Here is a 17363-nt window from a genome sequence, read left to right on the forward strand (position 1 = left end):
AGGACAGGACATGGACGACAACAAGGCCAAGGCCCTCGCCGCCGCGCTCTCGCAGATCGAGAAGCAATTCGGCAAAGGCTCGATCATGCGGATGGGCGACGGCACCATCGAACGTGACATCCAGACGGTGTCGACCGGCTCGCTCGGCCTCGACATCGCGCTCGGTCTGGGCGGCCTGCCGCGCGGCCGGGTGGTCGAGATCTACGGCCCGGAATCCTCCGGCAAGACGACGCTGACGCTGCAAGTCATCGCCGAAATGCAGAAGCTCGGCGGCACCGCCGCGTTCATCGACGCCGAGCATGCGCTCGATGTCGGCTACGCCGAGAAGCTCGGCGTGAACATCCAGGACCTGCTGATTTCGCAGCCGGACACCGGCGAGCAGGCGCTCGAGATTGCCGACATGCTGGTGCGCTCGGGCGGCGTCGACATCGTCGTCATCGACTCGGTCGCGGCGCTGACGCCCAAGGCCGAAATCGAAGGCGAGATGGGCGACCAGCTGCCCGGCCTGCAGGCGCGGCTGATGAGCCAGGCGCTGCGGAAGCTCACCGCGAACATCAAGCGCACGAACACGCTGGTGATCTTCATCAACCAGATCCGCATGAAGATCGGCGTGATGTTCGGCAGCCCCGAGACCACGACCGGCGGCAACGCGCTGAAGTTCTACGCTTCGGTGCGGCTCGACATCCGCCGCACCGGCGCGATCAAGAAAGGCGATGAGGTGGTCGGCTCGGAGACGCGCTGCAAGGTCGTCAAGAACAAGGTCGCGCCGCCGTTCAAGGAAGCGCATTTCGACATCCTCTACGGTGAAGGCATTTCGCGCGAAGGCGAGATCATCGACCTCGGCGTGCAGCACAAGATCGTCGACAAGTCCGGCGCCTGGTACGCGTACGACGGTGAGAAGCTGGGCCAGGGCAAGGACAATTCGCGCGAGTTCCTGCGCGCGAATCCGGCGCTCGCGCGCGAGATCGAGAACAAGGTGCGCGCGCTCGTCGGCCTGAATGCGATGGCGGTCGAGACGGCTGGCGCAGGCGCGGCCCCCGTCGAGACCTGACGGCACGATGCCTGAAATCAGCTTGCGGGAACGGGCCGTGCGCCATCTGGCGCGGCGCGACCATTCCCGCGCCGAACTCGCCCGCAAGCTGGCGCCCCACGGCAGCGCCGAAGAAATCGACGACGTCCTGAACCGCATGCACGAACTGGAACTGCTCTCCGACCGGCGCTTTGCCGAAGCCTGGGTGCGCAGCAAGGCCGCCCGCTTCGGCACCGCCCGCCTGCGTCATGATCTGGCACAGCGCGGGGTGGCCCGCGAGACGATCGACGCCGCGCTGGCGGTCGAAGGGGGCTGCACCGACTTCGACCGCGCCCGCCAGGTGTGGTCGAGCAGGTTCGGCGCCGCCCCGGCCGACGCCCGCGAATGGGCGAAGCAGGCGCGCTTCCTGCAAGGCCGGGGGTTCGGCGGGGACGTGATCCGCAAGGTACTGAACGAGACGCCCGATGAGTCTGCTTAAGGTTGCCGGGCTGCAGAAGCGCTACAAAGCGCGCACGGTCGTCCACGACGTCGGCTTCGAAGTCGGCAGCGGCGAAGTCGTCGGCCTGCTCGGGCCCAACGGCGCCGGCAAGACCACCTGTTTCTACATGATCGTCGGGCTCGTGCGCGCCGACGGCGGCGACATCACGCTCGACGGGGCGCTTCTCACCCACCTGCCGATCCACGCCCGCGCGCGTCTCGGACTGTCGTACCTGCCGCAGGAAATGAGCGTTTTCCGCAAGCTCACGGTCGCCGAGAACATCCGCGCGATCCTCGAACTGCAGGCGCTCGCCGAGGAAGAAATCGCCGCGCGGCTCGAAAACCTGCTCGACGAACTCGGCATCGCGCACTTGCGCGACAACACCGCAATCTCGCTGTCCGGCGGCGAGCGGCGGCGCTGTGAAATCGCGCGTGCGCTCGCGACCCGCCCGCGCCTGATCCTGCTCGACGAGCCGTTCGCCGGCGTCGACCCGATCGCGGTGCTCGACATCCAGAAAATCATCCATTTCCTCAAGGACCGCGGCATCGGCGTTCTGATCACCGACCATAACGTGCGCGAAACGCTCGGCATCTGCGACCGCGCCTATATCATCAGCGAAGGCCGCGTGCTCGCCAGCGGGAAACCCGACGAAATCGTCGCCAACGAGCGGGTCCGCCAAGTCTATCTCGGCGAACATTTCCGTCTCTGAGTCAGATCGAGCCGCCTCCCGATGAAGCCGACCCTCCAGCTCAAGCTCTCCCAGCATCTCACGCTGACGCCGCAACTGCAGCAGTCGATCAAACTGCTGCAGCTCTCGACGCTCGAACTGAACCAGGAACTCGAACGCTTCCTGCTCGAGAATCCGATGCTCGAACGCGAGGACGGCGACGGCAGCGATTTTGCCCCCCCGCCCGCGACCGCCGCGGCGAGCAGCGAAGGCGCGAGCGAGAGCGACAATTCTCCGCCGGCCGACGAGCCGCACGCCGAAGCGGGTCCGGCGAACCTCGACGAAGCCGGTGAATGGTCGAGCGCGGGAAGCGGCTCAGCGAACCGCGACGACGAGGACGACAGCGACTACCAGGAGTTCCAGGCCGCCGAAACCAGCCTGCGCGATCACCTCGACCAGCAGGTCAGCCTGTCGCCTCTGTCCGATCGCGACCGCGCGCTGGTGCGCTTCATCATCGAGGCGCTCGACGACGACGGTTATCTGAACCAGTCGCTCGAAGAGTTGCTGCCGCTGCTGCCGCCGGAACTCGAATACGACCTCGACGACCTGTCGATCGCGCTGCACCATGTGCAGAACCTCGACCCCGCGGGTGTCGCGGCGCGCACGCCGCAGGAATGCCTCAGCCTGCAGCTGCGCGCGATGCGGCCGAGCCCGACGCGCGAGCTCGCGCTGAAGATCGTCGACCATCACCTCGAGCTCCTCGCCGAACGCAACTTCGTCCGCCTGAAGCGCCTGCTCGGCTGCGACGATGATGCGCTGCGCTGCGCGCACCTGCTGATCTGCAGCCTCGACCCGCACCCGGGATCGCAGCATTCGGTGCAGGAAACGCGCTACATCATGCCCGACGTCGTCGTGCGCAAGCAGCGCGGACGCTGGGTCGTCACGCTGAACCCCGAAGCGATGCCGAAACTGCGCATCAACTCGCTGTACGCGAGCATCCTGCAGCAGAACCGCGGCTCCGGCGGCGCCTTGACGAGCCAGTTGCAGGAAGCGCGCTGGCTGATCAAGAACGTGCAGCAGCGTTTCGACACGATCCTGCGCGTCTCCCAGGCGATCGTTGACCAGCAGCGGCAGTTCTTCGATTATGGCGAGGTGGCGATGCGCCCGCTGACGCTGCGGGAAATCGCAGACCAGCTGGAACTGCACGAATCCACCGTGTCGCGGGTCACGACACAGAAATTCATGGCCACCCCGCGGGGCGTGTTCGAACTCAAGTATTTTTTCGGCAGTCACGTCGCCACCGATACCGGTGGAGCGGCATCCTCAACGGCGATTCGCGCGCTGATCCGCCAGTTGGTCGAGGCCGAAGACAGAAAGAAACCTCTGTCCGACGCAAAGATTGCCGAATTGTTGGGCCAGCAGGGTATCGTGGTGGCGCGGCGCACCATTGCAAAATACCGTGAATCACTCAATATCCCGCCGGTCAGCCTGCGCAAGACGATCTGAAAAGAGGAATGATCATGAATCTCAACATCACCGGACATCACGTCGAAGTCAGCCCCGCGATCCGCGAATATGTCACGAACAAGCTCGATCGCGTGATCCGCCATTTCGACAACGTGACGAGCGTCGGCGTGATTCTTTCGGTGGAGAAGCTCAAGCAGAAGGCGGAAGTGACCCTGCACGTGCGCGGCAAGGACATCTACGTCGAGAGCGACGACGTCGACCTGTATGCGGCGATCGACTCGATGGTCGACAAGCTCGACCGGCAGGTCATGAAGTACAAGCAGAAAGCGTTCGACCATAACCACGACGCGCTGAAGCACCAAAGCACGGAACTCTGATCGAGTCCCTCTCTCTTCCCCGCTCCAGGGTGTGTTTATAATTCGCGGGCATCCGTCCCACGCCTGCGACACGCCCCACGACTTTTCCCGCGCGCGCGGCACCCCTCCGGCGCCGCGCGCGTCATGAGCAGCATGAGCCTCATTGCCGAACTCCTGCCACCTTCAAACGTGGTCATCGACCTCGACGCGAGCAGCAAGAAGCGCGTCTTTGAACAAGCCGGCCTGCTGTTCGAGAACAACCACGGCATCGCCCGCAGCGTGGTATTCGACAGCCTGTTTTCACGCGAACGCCTCGGTTCGACCGGGCTCGGCCAGGGGATTGCGATTCCCCACGGCCGCATCAAGGGCCTGAAGGACGCGGCGGGCGCGTTTCTGCGTCTCGCAACGCCGGTGCAGTTCGATGCGCCGGACGGGCGGCCAGTCAATATGCTCTTCGTGCTGCTGGTGCCGGAGCAGGCGAACGAGCGCCACCTGCAGTTGCTCTCCGAACTCGCGCAGATGTTCAGCGACCGCGACTTCCGCGAGCGCCTGCTCAATGCGCCCGATGCCGCCACGATCCACTCCCTGTTCGCCTCCTGGGGGCCCCATGCGACAGACGAACGTCGCGCTGCTGTATGAAGCCCAGCGCGAAAGGCTGGCGCTGACGCACGTCAGCGGACAGCTCGACCGTACGATTTCGGTCACCGAAGAGCGCATCTGGCCGGCAGACCTGATCGGCCACCTGAACCTGATCCACCCTGCGCGGCTGCAGATTCTCGGTGCCGCCGAGCAGGCGTGGGCGCAGCGTCAGTCGCGCGAAAAGGTTGCGCATCACCTGAACGAGATCGTCAGCGCCCGCCCCCCGGCGATCATCGTCGCCGACAAATGTCAAATCCCCCCGGTGCTGCGCAGCATCTGCGAGAACGCCGACATCGCGCTGTTCACCACGCCTCATCCGGCCGCCAGCGTCATCGACCAGCTCCGCCTGTACCTGTCGCGCGAGCTCGCCGAAAAGACCTCGCTGCACGGCGTGTTCATGGACGTGCTCGGACTGGGCGTGTTCATCACCGGCAATTCCGGCGCCGGGAAGTCCGAACTCGCGCTGGAGCTGATCTCGCGCGGCCATGGCCTGGTCGCCGACGACATCGTCGAATTCTCGCGCATCGCGCCGACCGTGCTCGAAGGCCGCTGCCCCGAAATGCTGAAGGATTTCATCGAGGTGCGCGGCCTGGGCATCCTCAATATCCGCACCATCTTCGGCGAGACCGCGTGCCGCCGGAAGATGCGCCTGCGCCTCGTGGTCCATCTCGAGCGGCGCCTGCCCGGCCAGACCGATCCTTCCCGGCTGCCGATGCACCGCGAAACCCAGGAGGTGCTCGGCGTGCCGATCATCCGCGCGATCCTGCCGGTCGCGGCCGGGCGCAACATCGCGGTGCTGCTCGAGGCGGCCGTGCGCTCGACGATCCTGCAGTTGCGCGGGATCGATTCGACGCAGGAGTTCATCGACCGGCAGCAACGCATGCTCGAAGGCGAGCCGGACCGGGACTGATCCCGCTGGACTGATCCCGCTTGCCGCCGTGCCGCACCGACTGCTACGCTCGTTCCCTTTGCTTCTCCCGCTCAGGGACCGCCGATGACTGCCGCAATTCCGGACTACCTGGAAAGAACCCTCAACGCCCGCGTCTATGACGTCGCGGAGGAAACCCCGCTCGATCTCGCCCCGAACCTGTCCGCACGCATCCACAACCGCATCTACCTCAAGCGCGAGGACATGCAGCCGGTGTTCAGCTTCAAGCTGCGCGGGGCCTACAACAAGATGGCGCACCTGCCGCCGCAGGCGCTCAAGCGGGGGGTGATCTGCGCCTCGGCCGGCAACCACGCGCAGGGCGTCGCGCTGTCGGCGCAGAAGCTCGGCGTGCGCGCGGTGATCGTGATGCCGACCTCGACGCCGCAGATCAAGGTCGACGCGGTCAGGGCGCGGGGCGGCGAGGTGGTGCTCGCCGGCGACTCCTACTCGGACGCCTACGCCCACTCGCTGGAACTGGAAAAGGCGGACAAGCTCACTTTCGTCCATCCTTATGACGACCCGGACGTCATCGCCGGGCAGGGCACGATCGGCATGGAGATCCTGCGCGCGCACCCCGATCCGATCCACGCGATCTTCTGCGCCGTCGGCGGCGGCGGGCTGATCGCCGGCGTTGCCGCCTACGTGAAGCGGCTGCGGCCCGAAATCAGGATCGTCGGCGTCGAGACGGTGGACGCCGATGCGATGACGCGCTCGCTCGCGGCGGGCGAACGCGTCGTTCTCGACCAGGTCGGCCTGTTCGCCGACGGCACCGCGGTCAAGCAGGTCGGCGAGGAGACTTTCCGCCTGTGCCGGCAGTATGTGGACGAGATGATCCTGGTCGACAACGACGCGATCTGCGCCGCGCTGAAAGACGTCTTCGAGGACACCCGCTCGATCCTCGAGCCGTCCGGGGCGCTCGCGATCGCCGGCGCCAAGGAATACGCGCAGCGCCACAACCTGCACGGCAAGTGCCTGGTGGCAGTGGCGTCCGGCGCGAACATGAACTTCGACCGCCTGCGTTTCGTCGCCGAACGCGCCGAGGTCGGCGAGCAACGCGAGGCGGTGTTCGCGGTGACGATCCCGGAGCGCCCCGGCTCGTTCCGCAAATTCTGCAGCCTCGTCGGCGACCGCCACATCACCGAGTTCAACTATCGCTACGCCGACCCGGAACAGGCGCACATCTTCGTCGGCGTGTCGGTGCACAACCGCGCCGAGGCTTCCCGCCTCATCGAGATGCTCGGGCGCCACGAGCTGCCGGCAGTTGACCTCACCGACGACGAAATGGCGAAGAGCCACATCCGCTACATGGTCGGCGGCCGCGCGCCGCACGTCGACAATGAGCTCGTGTACCGCTTCGAATTCCCCGAGCGCCCCGGCGCGCTGATGAATTTCCTCACCAACCTGCACTCGGACTGGAACATCAGCCTGTTCCACTACCGCAACCACGGCTCGGATTTCGGCCGCGTGCTGGTCGGCATGCAGGTGCCTCCCGGCGACAAGGCGGCATTCAGCGCGTTCCTCGACCGGCTCGGCTATGAATATGCCGACGAGTCCGGGAACCCAGCGTACCGCATGTTCCTCGGCTGAAGCCCCGCCTCAGGCGGCGTGCGGCCGCGCCGGGAAAGCCCCGGCTTCGGTCACGATCCACTGCATCGGGCGGTCATGGTGCTGCGGATACACCGTTTGCGCGCGCCCCAGCTCGAAGCCGACACCGACCGCGACCGGATCGATCAACGCCAGCGTGCGATCGAAATAGCCGCCGCCGTAGCCGAGTCGGTAGCCGGCGGCGTCGAACGCGTTGCACGGCACCAGCACCGCGTCCGGTACGATCGCCTCGCCGTCGGGTGGATGCGGGATGCCGTGGCGATCGAAAACCATTTCCATGCCCGGCGTCCACCTGCGGAACACCATCGGCGTTGCCTTTGCCAGCACCACCGGCAGCGCCGCGACGCGCGAGTGTCCGCCGACGAGCCAGCGACACATCCATGCACGCAGGTCGGGCTCGGCGCGATATGGCCAGCAGAACGCCAGCGCGTGCGGGGCGAGCCGCGCGAGCAAGCAGTCCAGATGCGCTTCAAGCTGCTCCGTGAGCGTCGCACGGCGCTCGTCCGGCAGCGCCAGGCGCTCGGCGCACGCGCGCTCGCGCAGCGCCCGCCGGATGCGGCCCGCCTCGTCGTCGGCAGGGGAAACGGATGTCGTCACTGTGCTAAGGTGAATCGAATCAAAAACAGGATGGTAAGGGATGATCAAGGGATTGTGGGCGGGCGTGGCCCTGGCGTTGGCGACCCTGAGCGCGGTGGTGCACGGCGACCCGGGGGATGAACGGATCCTGGCGGCGCGGGAGGCGCTGCGCACCGGCGACCGGGGCACGCTGGAGCAGCTCGACAGGGAACGCGGCTCGCACCCGCTCGACCCGTACGTCCAGTACTGGTTGCTGTCGAACAAGCTCGTGCGCCCTGACCCGGCCCCGATCATCGAGTTGACCGAGTTCCTGCTGCAGGACCCCGACAGCCTGCTTGCCGAACGCCTGCGCGCCGACTGGCTGCGCCGCACGGTGCGCGACGAGGACTGGTCGGGATTCCTGCGCCTTTACGCCGACCTGCGGGAACCGGACGCCGAGCTGCGCTGCCATTACCGGACCGCCCGGCTCAACCTCGGCGACACCGAAGTGCTGGCCGAAACCCGCGCACAGTGGATGGAATTGACCGACAGCCACGTCGCCTGCGAGCCGGTCCTGCGCGCGCTCGCGACCGGCGGCGCAGTCGGCGCGGACGAGCTGTGGTGGCGATTCCGCCGACAGATCGAGACGCGCAGCTTCGCCGCGGCGCGCAGCACGCTCGCCTGGCTCGCGGCCGGCGAAATGCCGAAGCTCGCCAGACTCGACCACGCGGTGAAGTCTCCCGAAGCGTACCTCGACCGCCTGCCCGCGAACTTCGCCGCGACCCGGCCCGGCCGCGAGCTGGCCTTGACGGCGCTGGTCAACCTCGCGCGCCAGGACGACCCGCGCGCTGCGCAGGTCCGCTTCCAGCGCATCAGCGACCGGCTCGATCACGGCGAACGGGCCTACGTCCACGCGATCCTCGGCCATTACGGCGCGCTCGCGCGCCTGCCGCAGGCCTCGGAGTGGTACCGCGCGGCCGGCGACGTGGCGATGAGCAGCGAGCAGCGCGCGTGGCGGGTGCGCGCGGCGCTGCGGGTCGAGGACTGGCGCATGGTGGAATCCTCGATCGAGGCGCTGCCGGCAGCCGAGCAGGCCCGCCCGGAGTGGATCTACTGGCTGGGCCGCGCACGGGCTGCCCTCGGCCGCGGGGACGAGGCCGCGGCGCTCTACCGGCGCATCGCCGGGGAGCCGCATTTCTACGGCCTGCTCGCAGCGGAAGAAGGCGGCGAGCTTTTCTCCGCGCCCACCGGCAACGGGGCGGTGACGGCGGGCGACACCGCGCGAGCCGCGGCCGACCCCGGCCTGCAGCGCGCCCTCGCACTGTACCGGCTCGACCTGCGCACCGAAGCAGCGCGCGAATGGAACTGGGCACTGCGCGGCCAGGATGAAGGCTTCCTCGTCGCCGCCGCGCGCCTCGCGCTGAATCACGAGCTCTTCGACCGCGCCATCAACACCGCCGAACGCACCGATGCGCGCGCCAACTTCGACCTGCGCTATATCACGCCGTATCGCCCGCTCATCGAGCCGCAGGTGCACGAGCGCGGGCTCGACATCGGCTGGGTATACGGGCTGATGCGCCAGGAAAGCCGCTTCAGCGCGCCGGCGCGCTCGAGTTCCGGCGCGCAGGGGCTGATGCAGGTGATGCCCGCGACCGGCAAATGGGTCGCCGGCAAGATCGGCCTGCCGAACTACCACCCCGGCATGCTCACCGATCCCAACACCAACGTCCTGCTGGGCACGAGCTACATGCGGCTGATCCTCGACGGACTCGACAATCATCCGGTGCTCGCATCGGCCGGCTACAATGCAGGGCCAAGCCGGGCCCGACGCTGGCGCGACCAGCGTTCGCTCGAAGGCGCGATCTATGCCGAAACGATTCCTTTCGATGAGACGCGCGACTATGTCAAGAAGGTGATGTCCAACGCGGTCATCTATGCGGCGATGCTCGAAGGCCGACCCCAGTCGCTGAAGCAGCGGCTCGGCACGATCGCTCCCCGCCCCGTCGAGGACCAGTGACCATCGCATCGTTGCCTGCACGGGAGCCTCAACATGAAAATCGAACGCGTCGTGCTCATCGGCGGCTCCGGCTTCGTCGGCAGCGCCGTTGCCAACCGGCTTGCCGAAGCCGCCGTCGAGGTCGTCGTTCCGACTCGCCACGAGAGCCGCGCGCGCCATCTGCTGCTGCTGCCGACCGTCGACGTCGTCGAGGCGGATGTGCATGACCCGGCGACGCTCGCGCGGCTGGTCGCCGGCGTCGATGCGGTCATCAACCTCGTCGGGATCCTGCATTCCCGGTCGGGCTCCCCGTACGGCCGGGATTTCGCGCGCGCGCATGTTGAATTGCCGCAAAAGATCGTCGCCGCGTGCCACGCCGCGCGAGTTCCCCATCTCGTGCATGTGAGCGCGCTCGGCGCCTCGCCCGACGGTCCGTCCGAATACCTGCGCTCGAAGGCCGCCGGCGAGGCGGCGGTACGCGCCGGCGGCGACGCCCCGGCCTGGACGGTGCTGCGTCCGGCGGTGATGTTCGGCCGCGGCGACCACTTCACGAACCTCTTCGCCAAGCTGGCGAGGCGATTTCCGGTTTTGCCGCTGGGCGGCGCACGCGCGCGATTCCAGCCCGTGTACGTCGAAGACGTCGCTTCGGTCATCTGCCACTGCCTGCGCGATCCGGCCGCCGCCGGCGAGACGTTCGAACTCGCGGGGCCGCGCGTCTATACGCTGCGCGAGCTGGTCGAATACATCAGCGATCTGGCCGGTGCACCACGCCCGATCATCCCGCTGCCCGAGGGGCTCGCGATGATGCAGGCGGCACTGATGGAATGGCTGCCGAACCCGATAATGAGCCGCGACAACCTGCGCTCGATGCGCGTCGACAACGTCGCGAGTGGCGCGCCGCTACCGTTCGGCATGACCCCGACGCCGCTGGAGGCCGTCGTGCCGGCATATATCGGCGACAGCTCGCAACGCGCCCGCTACTATTCGATGCGTAGCCACTCCGGCCGACCCCACGGCTGAAGGGCCGGACGATTCCCCACCCGACGGAGACTTCGCGCATGAAACTGATCATCGGCAACAAGAACTACTCGTCCTGGTCGCTGCGTGCGTGGCTCGCGGCGCGGGCCAGCGGCCGGCAGTTCGAGGAGATCCGCATCGCGCTGTTCATCCCCGGCAGCCGCGAGCGCATCCTGTCGCATTCGCCGTCCGGAAAAGTGCCGTGCCTGATCGACCATGGCCTGGCGATCTGGGATTCACTCGCGATCTGCGAATATCTCGCCGAAAAGGCGCCGGGACTGTGGCCGGCCGACACGGCGACGCGCGCGATCGCCCGCTCGGTCAGCGCCGAAATGCATTCCGGCTTCACCGACCTGCGCCAGCACATGACGATGAACATCCGCAAGGACTACACCGGCCAGGGGCGCAACACGGCGGTCGATGCCAACATCGCCCGCATCGAGGCGATCTGGAACGACTGCCGCGAGCGTTTCGGCACGCAGGCGAACCCAGCCGGGCCGTATCTGTTCGGCGCGTTCTCGGCAGCCGATGCGATGTACGCGCCGGTCTGCTTCCGCTTCAAAACCTACGGGGTGCGACCGGCCGCGGCCGCGGGCGAATATCTCGACGCGATGCTCGCGCACCCGCTGATGCAGGAATGGGAAACGGCGGCGAAGGCCGAAAGCGAATCGATCCCGTCCGAAGATCTTTACGGCTGATGCGTGTTTATGTCGTCGGCGGCGCGGTGCGCGACCGCCTGCTCGGCCTGCCGGTGCAGGACCATGACTGGGTGGTCGTCGGCGCGAGCGCGGATGAGATGCTCGCGCGCGGCTTTCGCGCCGTCGGCAAGGATTTCCCGGTGTTCCTCCATCCTCGCACCGGCGAGGAATATGCCCTCGCCCGTACCGAGCGCAAGAGCGGCCGCGGCTATACCGGTTTCACTGTGCACGCGTCCCCGGACGTCACGCTCGAAGAGGACCTGCGCCGCCGCGACCTGACGATCAACGCGATGGCGCAGGACGAGGACGGCACGCTGATCGACCCGTACGGCGGTCGCCGGGACCTCGAAAACCGTGTGTTTCGCCATGTCAGCGAGGCGTTCGCCGAAGATCCGGTGCGCGTGCTGCGCGTCGCACGCTTTGCCGCGCGCTTCGACGCGTTTTCCGTCGCGCCCGAGACGCTGGCACTGATGCGCACGATGGTCGACAACGGCGAGGTCGACCACCTGGTCGCGGAACGCGTATGGCAGGAGCTCGCGCGCGGTCTGATGGAAACCCGGCCTTCGCGGATGTTTGCCGTGCTGCGCGAGTGCGGCGCGCTCGCGCGCATCCTGCCCGAAGTCGATTGCCTGTTCGGTGTGCAGCAACCGCCGCAGCACCACCCGGAAGTCGACACCGGCATCCACGTGATGGCGGTCGTCGACCATGCCGCGGCCACCGCGCAGCCGCTCGCCGTCCGCTGGGCCTGCCTACTGCACGACCTGGGCAAGGCCGACACGCCCGTGCACCTATTGCCGCACCACTACGGCCACGAGGCGAAGAGCGCCGATCGCGCCCGGGCCGTGTCGGAGCGCCTGAAGGCGCCGCTCGATTGCCGCGACCTCGCCGTGCTGCTGGCGCGCGAGCACGGCATCCTGCATCAGGTACGTTCATTGCGTCCGATGACGATCGTGAAGCTGCTCGAACGCACTGACGCGCTGCGCCGCCCGGAGCGTTTCGGCCTGTTGCTCGAAGCCGCGGCATGCGATTTCCACGGTCGCCCCGGCATGGCCGAGCGCCCTTATGCGCAGGCCGCGATCTGGCACGCCGCGCTCGCCGCGGTCCGGTCGGTCGACGCGGGGGCGATTGCCCGCAGCTGCACCGACAAGGCAAGCATCCCGCAACGCGTGCACGAGGCCCGGGTTGCGGCCGTCAAGGCTCGGCACGCGGAAGAGGAAGAGGAAGAGGAAGAGTGACCCGCTGGCCGCCGGTTCGCAGGGAGCGACTCACAATGCCCGCAGCAGCGCCCACCCGAGAACACTCAGCAGTATCGTGCTGGTAAATGGCAGATGAATGGCACGGCCCCACAGGCGAAAATGAAGATCGCCCGGCAGATGGCCGAAGCGCAGGCGGCGCATGACGTCCGGCCTGAGCAGGCCGGTCAAGAGGACGATCAGCGCCACCACGACCAGCCACTTGAGCATTCCCATCTCCGCCCCAAATTCGCATTAGACCCCGCGAGGGGTGCGTCTCGCAACGCGGCCCTCGCCGCCATCGACGGAGCTTGTCCGATGATCACGCTTTACACCTGGACCATACCCAACGGCCGCAAGATCTCGATCGCCCTCGAGGCACGCGCGGCGCGGCCGGCAGTGCAGCGCGGCATGGCGGTGCCGCAATGAGCGCGCGGCATTTCGGCGAACTCGAGGTGATATCGCGCGCCCCCGCGGGCAAGGCGGTTTCGCCGGTCCCGCTGCTGTTCATCCACGGCGCCTACACCGGCGCATGGTGCTGGGACGAGCATTTCCTGCCGTATTTCGCCGCCGCCGGCTTCGACTGCCATGCACTGTCGTTGTCCGGACATGGCGCCAGCCGCAGGCGCGGGGGACTCGATTCGTTCTCGATCGACGACTACGTACGCGACGTCACCGAAATCGTCGCCACATTGCCGCGGACGCCGGCGCTGATCGGGCATTCGATGGGCGGGATGGTGATACAGAAGTACCTCGAACAGGCCGACGTCCCCGCCGCCGCGCTGCTGTGCTCGGTCCCGCCCCAAGGGCTGATGGGCTCCGCGCTGGGCCTGATGTTCAACAAGCCGCACCTCCTGGGCAACCTGAACCAGATGCTCGCCGGCAGCCAGCCCGACCCGGAAAGCCTGCGCGAAGCCCTGTTCCACCAGCCGGTCGATGACGATGCGCTGATGCGCTACTACCATCTGTGCCAGCCCGAATCCCACCGCGCGGTGTGGGACATGACGCTCTTCAACCTGCCGCAACCCGCACGCATGCACCGTCCGCCGATGCTGATCGTCGGCGCGGAACACGATCACCTTATCCCGCCGGCGCAGGTCGCGATGACGGCGACGCTCTACGGGCTCGATGCGACGATCATCCCCGGCATGGGGCATGGAGTCATGCTCGAGCGCGACTGGCAAAGTGTCGCGGAAATGCTCCGTGACTGGCTCACGGTACAACTTGTCTGAGTTTAGTGCTGGAAACTGTAATCATTTGGCGCCAAGATGAAAGTGCGGGGTCGCTCCGGAACCCCATCAGCCGTGTAACCACCGGGGTCGAACCCGGAGCGGGCGGCTGCAGACCATCGCGGCGCCCCGGTGCCTCCAGCATCTCCCGGTCCGCAAGACCGCCGCCGGGAAGTGGAAAGCCGGGAAACATCGCGGAAGCCATCATGGTGATCATCATGGAAATGTGCACAGGCAATGTGATCGGGAATCCCGATGAATACGGCGACGAAGTGCTCAATGCCAACTGGCTGCCGCCGCAACCCGAACCCGCACTCCAGTTGCAGCCCGTCGAACACGTCGAGGTGGCCGGGGATCCGCCGGTACCGCCGCTCGACGTCGACGACTTCCTGCGGGCGGTTTACCGCTACCAGGAATAGGAGCCGCGGGATTACAGCGCGTGCACCCTGTCGCCGCGCTGGAACCCGAGCAGGGGAGCGGGGATGCCTTTGCCCAGCGCAAGCACCTTGAAGAGCTCCCCCATCTCCTGCGGCGTCGTCAGCCGCTGGGCGGCGCGCGCCGCGCGGATGCAGTCCGCCGACGTCTCCGGCCCGCGCCGCGCGAGGCATTCGAGCAGCCCGCAGTTGAACAGGAACGCGGCCTGGTTGGTGTAGCCGAGCACGTCGAGCCCGGCGTCGAACGCAGCCTCGGCCACCGACGTGAAATCGACGAACGCGGTAATGTCGTTCAGCCCCGGCCAGAGGAAAGGGTCGGCGTGCGCGTGGTGGCGGTAATAGCACAGCAGCGTGCCGTTCGAGCGCGACGGCAGGTAATACTCGGCACGCGGATAACCGTAATCGACGAGCAGCAGCGCACCGCGCTCGAGCCGCTGTGCCCATTCGCCGACCCACGCCCGCGCGGCGAGGTTCAGTTCAGTGACGTATTCGCCGCTTTCCGGCAACGGCAGGTCGAGGGCGCGGGCCGCGTCGGCCACCGCTCCGCTCGCCGGCGAGTCCGCCCAGCGCAGCGTGCCGGCCGGATCGACGGCGACACCGCGCTCGAACAGCCCTTCGGGCCGCGACACGACAAGGTGCACCGGCATCACGTCGAGGACTTCGTTCGCGACCAGCGCACCGGAGAAGCGCTCCGGCAGCGCGTCGAGCCAGCGCACGCGACTCGCCAGACGCGGGGCTTTCTCGGCCAGCAGGTCGAACTGGCGCTCGCGCAGTTCGCCCGACAGTTCCAGGATGCCGTAGGTCTCGGGCAGGCACTCCCGCCGCTCGAGTTCGAGCAGCAGATCGGCGGCGAGCAGTCCAGTGCCGGCTCCCGCTTCGATCACGTGCGCGGCGGAGGCGCGCATCACCTGCTCGACCTGCGCCGCGAGCGCCTGGCCGAACAGCGGCGTCAGCTCCGGGGCCGTGATGAAGTCTCCGCCCGGGCCGAATTTCCTCGCCCCGCCGCTGTAATACCCCAGCCCCGGCGAATACAGCGCCAGTTCCATGTAGCGCGAGAAGGGAATCCAGCCGCCGGCCGCGGCGATGGATGCGGTGATCGAGCGTACCAGGTGGGCGCTTTGTTCGATCGCGTCGGCGGAAGGTTGAGGCAGGGACATGGGCGGCGACAATCGGGAAAACGCGTATTCTAGCGTCTGTCTCCAGCGGCCACGCGCGGGTGGCCAGAACCGAGGAATCCGGAACGATGAGCACCGCAGCCTCGCCAGTCATCCTGGTTACCGGCGCCGCCCGGCGGGTGGGCGCGGAAATCGCGCGCACGTTGCACGCCACCGGCGCGCATGTCGTGCTGCACTACCGCAACTCGGCGGCCGAGGCCCGTGCGCTCGCCGACGAGCTCGACCGCGTGCGCCCCGGCTCCGCATCGCTGATCCGCGGCGACCTCAAGGACGACGGCGTCCCCGCGGCATTGATCGACGCGTTGCTCGCGGCGCGCCACCGGCTCGACGCCGTCGTGAACAACGCGTCGAGCTTCTTCCCGACGCCGATCGGCAGCATCGACGCCGCGGCGTGGACCGAGCTGATCGGTTCGAACCTGAAAGGCCCGCTGTTCCTCGCGCAGGCCGCGGCGCCGATGCTGCGGCGCCAGCGCGGCGCAATCGTCAACATCGTCGATATCCATGCCGAGCGTCCCCTGCGCAACTACCCGCTGTATTGCGCCGCGAAGGCCGGGCTGCTGGGTCTCACCCGGGCACTGGCGCTGGAGCTGGCACCCGACGTGAGAGTGAATGGCGTGTCGCCCGGCGCGATCGAGTGGCCGGAGGACGGCCAGTTTCCATCTGAACAACGCGACGCCATCGTTCGCCACACATTGCTCGGGCGGATCGGAACACCTGCCGACATCGCCCGCACGGTCCGCTTTCTGCTGTTGGACGCTCCTTATGTCACCGGGCAGATCATCGCCGTCGACGGCGGACGCAGCGCGCACCTATGAATGCGGCAGGACCGCTTGCGCAGTGCACAAAGGTATAATTTCTTCCGTTTCCCGTGCAGGACGCCCAATCGTGACTCCCCTTTCCGCTGTCGCCACGGCGACTCCAGCCCCCGCCGAAGCCGACACCCGCTTTTCGAACACTTTCCTGCGGCTGAAGAAAAAGCTCGAACGCAGCGTCGGCAAGGCGATCGCCGACTTCAACATGATCGGCGACGGCGACACGGTGATGGTCTGCGTGTCCGGCGGCAAGGATTCGTACACGCTGCTGTCGTGCCTGCTCGCGCTGCGCGAACGTGCCCCGGTCGACTTCCGCATCATCGCGATGAACCTCGACCAGAAGCAGCCGGGCTTCCCCGCCGACGTGCTGCCGGCCTATTTCGAGTCGATCGGCGTCGAATATCGCATCGTCACCGAGGACACCTACTCGATCGTCAAGGACAAAATCCCCGCGGGCAAGACCACCTGCTCGCTGTGCTCGCGGCTGCGGCGCGGCATCATCTACCGCGTCGCACGCGAACTCGGCGCGACGCGCATCGCGCTCGGCCATCACCGCGACGACATGCTCGAGACGCTGTTCCTCAACCTGTTCTTCGGCGGCAAGATCAAGGCGATGCCGCCGAAGCTCGTCAGCGACAACGGCGAACACGTCGTGATCCGGCCGCTCGCGTACTGCACCGAGGCCGACATCACGCGCTTCGCGCGCACGATGGAGTTCCCGATCATTCCGTGCAATCTTTGCGGCTCGCAGGAAAACGCGCAGAGGAAGCAGATCAAGACGATGCTGCAGGGCTGGGCGCGCGAGCATCCGGGACGCATCGAATCGATCGCGACCGCGCTCGGCCAGGTCGTGCCGTCGCATCTCGCCGATGCATCGCTGTTCGATTTCCGCAACCTGACGCGCGACACGGTCGTTGCCGAGGGCGACATCGCGTTCGACCGCGTCGACGTGCCGTCCCCGTCCGCCGCGGTCATGCACCTCGCGGATCGCACGACGGACGGGGAGTAGGCGCCGATCCGCCGGACCCGCCCCACGGAGAACCTG

Annotated in this window: 19 protein-coding genes; 16 read left to right on the forward strand and 3 right to left on the reverse strand. The window is 67.3% G+C overall.

All coding sequences use genetic code 11. From position 1 onward, the window contains the following. Positions 1-10 precede the first annotated feature (10 nt). The 8 genes from recA to ilvA all read left to right on the forward strand — a co-directional run bounded on the left by recA (position 11) and on the right by ilvA (position 7152). Positions 11-1051 carry a recombinase RecA gene (recA, locus tag pbN1_RS07775; protein ID WP_169202190.1) on the forward strand — a complete coding sequence of 347 codons (1041 nt, stop codon included), beginning with the start codon at positions 11-13 and terminating at the stop codon, positions 1049-1051. A 7-nt stretch (positions 1052-1058) separates the two neighbouring features. Beyond that, positions 1059-1508: a recombination regulator RecX gene (gene recX / locus pbN1_RS07780; protein WP_169202191.1), complete on the forward strand. Its 450-nt coding sequence runs from the start codon at positions 1059-1061 to the stop codon at positions 1506-1508. Further along, positions 1495-2217, forward strand: coding sequence for an LPS export ABC transporter ATP-binding protein (gene lptB, locus pbN1_RS07785; RefSeq protein WP_169202192.1), 723 nt, complete (start codon positions 1495-1497; stop codon positions 2215-2217). Before recX ends, lptB begins: the two co-directional genes overlap by 14 nt. 21 nt (positions 2218-2238) lie before the next feature. Then, a complete protein-coding gene (locus pbN1_RS07790) occupies positions 2239-3681 on the forward strand; it encodes an RNA polymerase factor sigma-54 (RefSeq protein ID WP_169202193.1) in 1443 nt (480 codons plus the stop codon). A 14-nt stretch (positions 3682-3695) separates the two neighbouring features. Continuing rightward, positions 3696-4019 carry a ribosome hibernation-promoting factor, HPF/YfiA family gene (hpf, locus tag pbN1_RS07795; RefSeq protein WP_169202194.1) on the forward strand — a complete coding sequence of 108 codons (324 nt, stop codon included), beginning with the start codon at positions 3696-3698 and terminating at the stop codon, positions 4017-4019. A 132-nt stretch (positions 4020-4151) separates the two neighbouring features. After that, positions 4152-4637 (forward strand): PTS IIA-like nitrogen regulatory protein PtsN, encoded by a 486-nt coding sequence (gene ptsN / locus pbN1_RS07800; RefSeq protein ID WP_169119729.1) that lies wholly within the window; start codon positions 4152-4154, stop codon positions 4635-4637. Further along, complete coding sequence (gene hprK / locus pbN1_RS07805; RefSeq protein ID WP_169202195.1) at positions 4606-5547, forward strand: HPr(Ser) kinase/phosphatase; 942 nt, start codon at positions 4606-4608, stop codon at positions 5545-5547. The genes ptsN and hprK overlap by 32 nt, the downstream gene beginning before the upstream one ends. 84 nt (positions 5548-5631) lie before the next feature. Next, positions 5632-7152, forward strand: coding sequence for a threonine ammonia-lyase, biosynthetic (gene ilvA / locus pbN1_RS07810; RefSeq protein ID WP_169202196.1), 1521 nt, complete (start codon positions 5632-5634; stop codon positions 7150-7152). Between the two features lie 9 nt (positions 7153-7161). On the opposite strand, the gene pbN1_RS07815 is transcribed toward ilvA, so the two are convergent. Next, positions 7162-7767, reverse strand: coding sequence for a 5-formyltetrahydrofolate cyclo-ligase (locus tag pbN1_RS07815; protein WP_244857203.1), 606 nt, complete (start codon positions 7765-7767; stop codon positions 7162-7164). A gap of 40 nt (positions 7768-7807) precedes the next feature. On the opposite strand from pbN1_RS07815, the gene pbN1_RS07820 reads away from it, so the two are divergent. Genes pbN1_RS07820 through pbN1_RS07835 form a run of 4 tightly spaced genes read left to right on the forward strand, consistent with a single transcriptional unit; the run spans position 7808 to position 12671 of the window. Continuing rightward, complete coding sequence (locus tag pbN1_RS07820) at positions 7808-9742, forward strand: lytic transglycosylase domain-containing protein (RefSeq protein WP_169202197.1); 1935 nt, start codon at positions 7808-7810, stop codon at positions 9740-9742. Positions 9743-9775: 33 nt separating this feature from the next. Then, positions 9776-10741: a complex I NDUFA9 subunit family protein gene (locus pbN1_RS07825; RefSeq protein WP_169202198.1), complete on the forward strand. Its 966-nt coding sequence runs from the start codon at positions 9776-9778 to the stop codon at positions 10739-10741. 38 nt (positions 10742-10779) lie between these two features. Continuing rightward, the gene (locus pbN1_RS07830) at positions 10780-11436 is read left to right on the forward strand and encodes a glutathione S-transferase family protein (protein WP_169202199.1); all 657 of its coding nucleotides are present in this window, start codon (positions 10780-10782) and stop codon (positions 11434-11436) included. Beyond that, positions 11436-12671, forward strand: coding sequence for a multifunctional CCA addition/repair protein (locus tag pbN1_RS07835; protein WP_169202200.1), 1236 nt, complete (start codon positions 11436-11438; stop codon positions 12669-12671). Before pbN1_RS07830 ends, pbN1_RS07835 begins: the two co-directional genes overlap by 1 nt. 30 nt (positions 12672-12701) lie before the next feature. Here the strand turns inward: pbN1_RS07835 and pbN1_RS07840 are convergent, their stop codons facing one another. After that, the gene (locus pbN1_RS07840; RefSeq protein WP_169202201.1) at positions 12702-12899 is read right to left on the reverse strand and encodes a DUF2905 domain-containing protein; all 198 of its coding nucleotides are present in this window, start codon (positions 12897-12899) and stop codon (positions 12702-12704) included. Between the two features lie 194 nt (positions 12900-13093). Here pbN1_RS07840 and pbN1_RS07845 point away from each other — a divergent pair, with 194 nt between their 5' ends. Beyond that, positions 13094-13900 (forward strand): alpha/beta hydrolase, encoded by an 807-nt coding sequence (locus pbN1_RS07845; protein ID WP_169202202.1) that lies wholly within the window; start codon positions 13094-13096, stop codon positions 13898-13900. Between the two features lie 203 nt (positions 13901-14103). After that, entirely contained in the window at positions 14104-14316 is a 213-nt protein-coding gene (locus pbN1_RS07850; RefSeq protein WP_169202203.1) for a hypothetical protein, read from the forward strand. 11 nt (positions 14317-14327) lie between these two features. On the opposite strand, the gene pbN1_RS07855 is transcribed toward pbN1_RS07850, so the two are convergent. Further along, positions 14328-15488, reverse strand: a complete 1161-nt coding sequence (locus tag pbN1_RS07855; RefSeq protein ID WP_169202204.1) for a class I SAM-dependent methyltransferase — start codon at positions 15486-15488, stop codon at positions 14328-14330. A gap of 86 nt (positions 15489-15574) precedes the next feature. Here pbN1_RS07855 and pbN1_RS07860 point away from each other — a divergent pair, with 86 nt between their 5' ends. Next, the gene (locus tag pbN1_RS07860) at positions 15575-16321 is read left to right on the forward strand and encodes a pteridine reductase (RefSeq protein ID WP_169202205.1); all 747 of its coding nucleotides are present in this window, start codon (positions 15575-15577) and stop codon (positions 16319-16321) included. Positions 16322-16391: 70 nt separating this feature from the next. After that, positions 16392-17327: a tRNA 2-thiocytidine(32) synthetase TtcA gene (gene ttcA / locus pbN1_RS07865; RefSeq protein WP_169202206.1), complete on the forward strand. Its 936-nt coding sequence runs from the start codon at positions 16392-16394 to the stop codon at positions 17325-17327. The last annotated feature ends 36 nt before the right edge of the window (positions 17328-17363 follow it).

This window comes from Aromatoleum bremense (assembly GCF_017894365.1).
In the GTDB taxonomy this organism is placed as follows: Bacteria; Pseudomonadota; Gammaproteobacteria; order Burkholderiales; family Rhodocyclaceae; genus Aromatoleum; species Aromatoleum bremense.

What these genes read in the sequence shown, in the direction of transcription:
- recA (WP_169202190.1), top strand. Translation starts at nt 11, where the DNA reads ATGGACGACAACAAGGCCAAGGCCCTCGCCGCCGCGCTCTCGCAGATC.
- recX (WP_169202191.1), top strand. Translation starts at nt 1,059, where the DNA reads ATGCCTGAAATCAGCTTGCGGGAACGGGCCGTGCGCCATCTGGCGCGG.
- lptB (WP_169202192.1), top strand. Translation starts at nt 1,495, where the DNA reads ATGAGTCTGCTTAAGGTTGCCGGGCTGCAGAAGCGCTACAAAGCGCGC.
- pbN1_RS07790 (WP_169202193.1), top strand. Translation starts at nt 2,239, where the DNA reads ATGAAGCCGACCCTCCAGCTCAAGCTCTCCCAGCATCTCACGCTGACG.
- hpf (WP_169202194.1), top strand. Translation starts at nt 3,696, where the DNA reads ATGAATCTCAACATCACCGGACATCACGTCGAAGTCAGCCCCGCGATC.
- ptsN (WP_169119729.1), top strand. Translation starts at nt 4,152, where the DNA reads ATGAGCCTCATTGCCGAACTCCTGCCACCTTCAAACGTGGTCATCGAC.
- hprK (WP_169202195.1), top strand. Translation starts at nt 4,606, where the DNA reads ATGCGACAGACGAACGTCGCGCTGCTGTATGAAGCCCAGCGCGAAAGG.
- ilvA (WP_169202196.1), top strand. Translation starts at nt 5,632, where the DNA reads ATGACTGCCGCAATTCCGGACTACCTGGAAAGAACCCTCAACGCCCGC.
- pbN1_RS07820 (WP_169202197.1), top strand. Translation starts at nt 7,808, where the DNA reads ATGATCAAGGGATTGTGGGCGGGCGTGGCCCTGGCGTTGGCGACCCTG.
- pbN1_RS07825 (WP_169202198.1), top strand. Translation starts at nt 9,776, where the DNA reads ATGAAAATCGAACGCGTCGTGCTCATCGGCGGCTCCGGCTTCGTCGGC.
- pbN1_RS07830 (WP_169202199.1), top strand. Translation starts at nt 10,780, where the DNA reads ATGAAACTGATCATCGGCAACAAGAACTACTCGTCCTGGTCGCTGCGT.
- pbN1_RS07835 (WP_169202200.1), top strand. Translation starts at nt 11,436, where the DNA reads ATGCGTGTTTATGTCGTCGGCGGCGCGGTGCGCGACCGCCTGCTCGGC.
- pbN1_RS07840 (WP_169202201.1), bottom strand. Translation starts at nt 12,899, where the DNA reads ATGCTCAAGTGGCTGGTCGTGGTGGCGCTGATCGTCCTCTTGACCGGC.
- pbN1_RS07845 (WP_169202202.1), top strand. Translation starts at nt 13,094, where the DNA reads ATGAGCGCGCGGCATTTCGGCGAACTCGAGGTGATATCGCGCGCCCCC.
- pbN1_RS07850 (WP_169202203.1), top strand. Translation starts at nt 14,104, where the DNA reads ATGGTGATCATCATGGAAATGTGCACAGGCAATGTGATCGGGAATCCC.
- pbN1_RS07855 (WP_169202204.1), bottom strand. Translation starts at nt 15,488, where the DNA reads ATGTCCCTGCCTCAACCTTCCGCCGACGCGATCGAACAAAGCGCCCAC.
- pbN1_RS07860 (WP_169202205.1), top strand. Translation starts at nt 15,575, where the DNA reads ATGAGCACCGCAGCCTCGCCAGTCATCCTGGTTACCGGCGCCGCCCGG.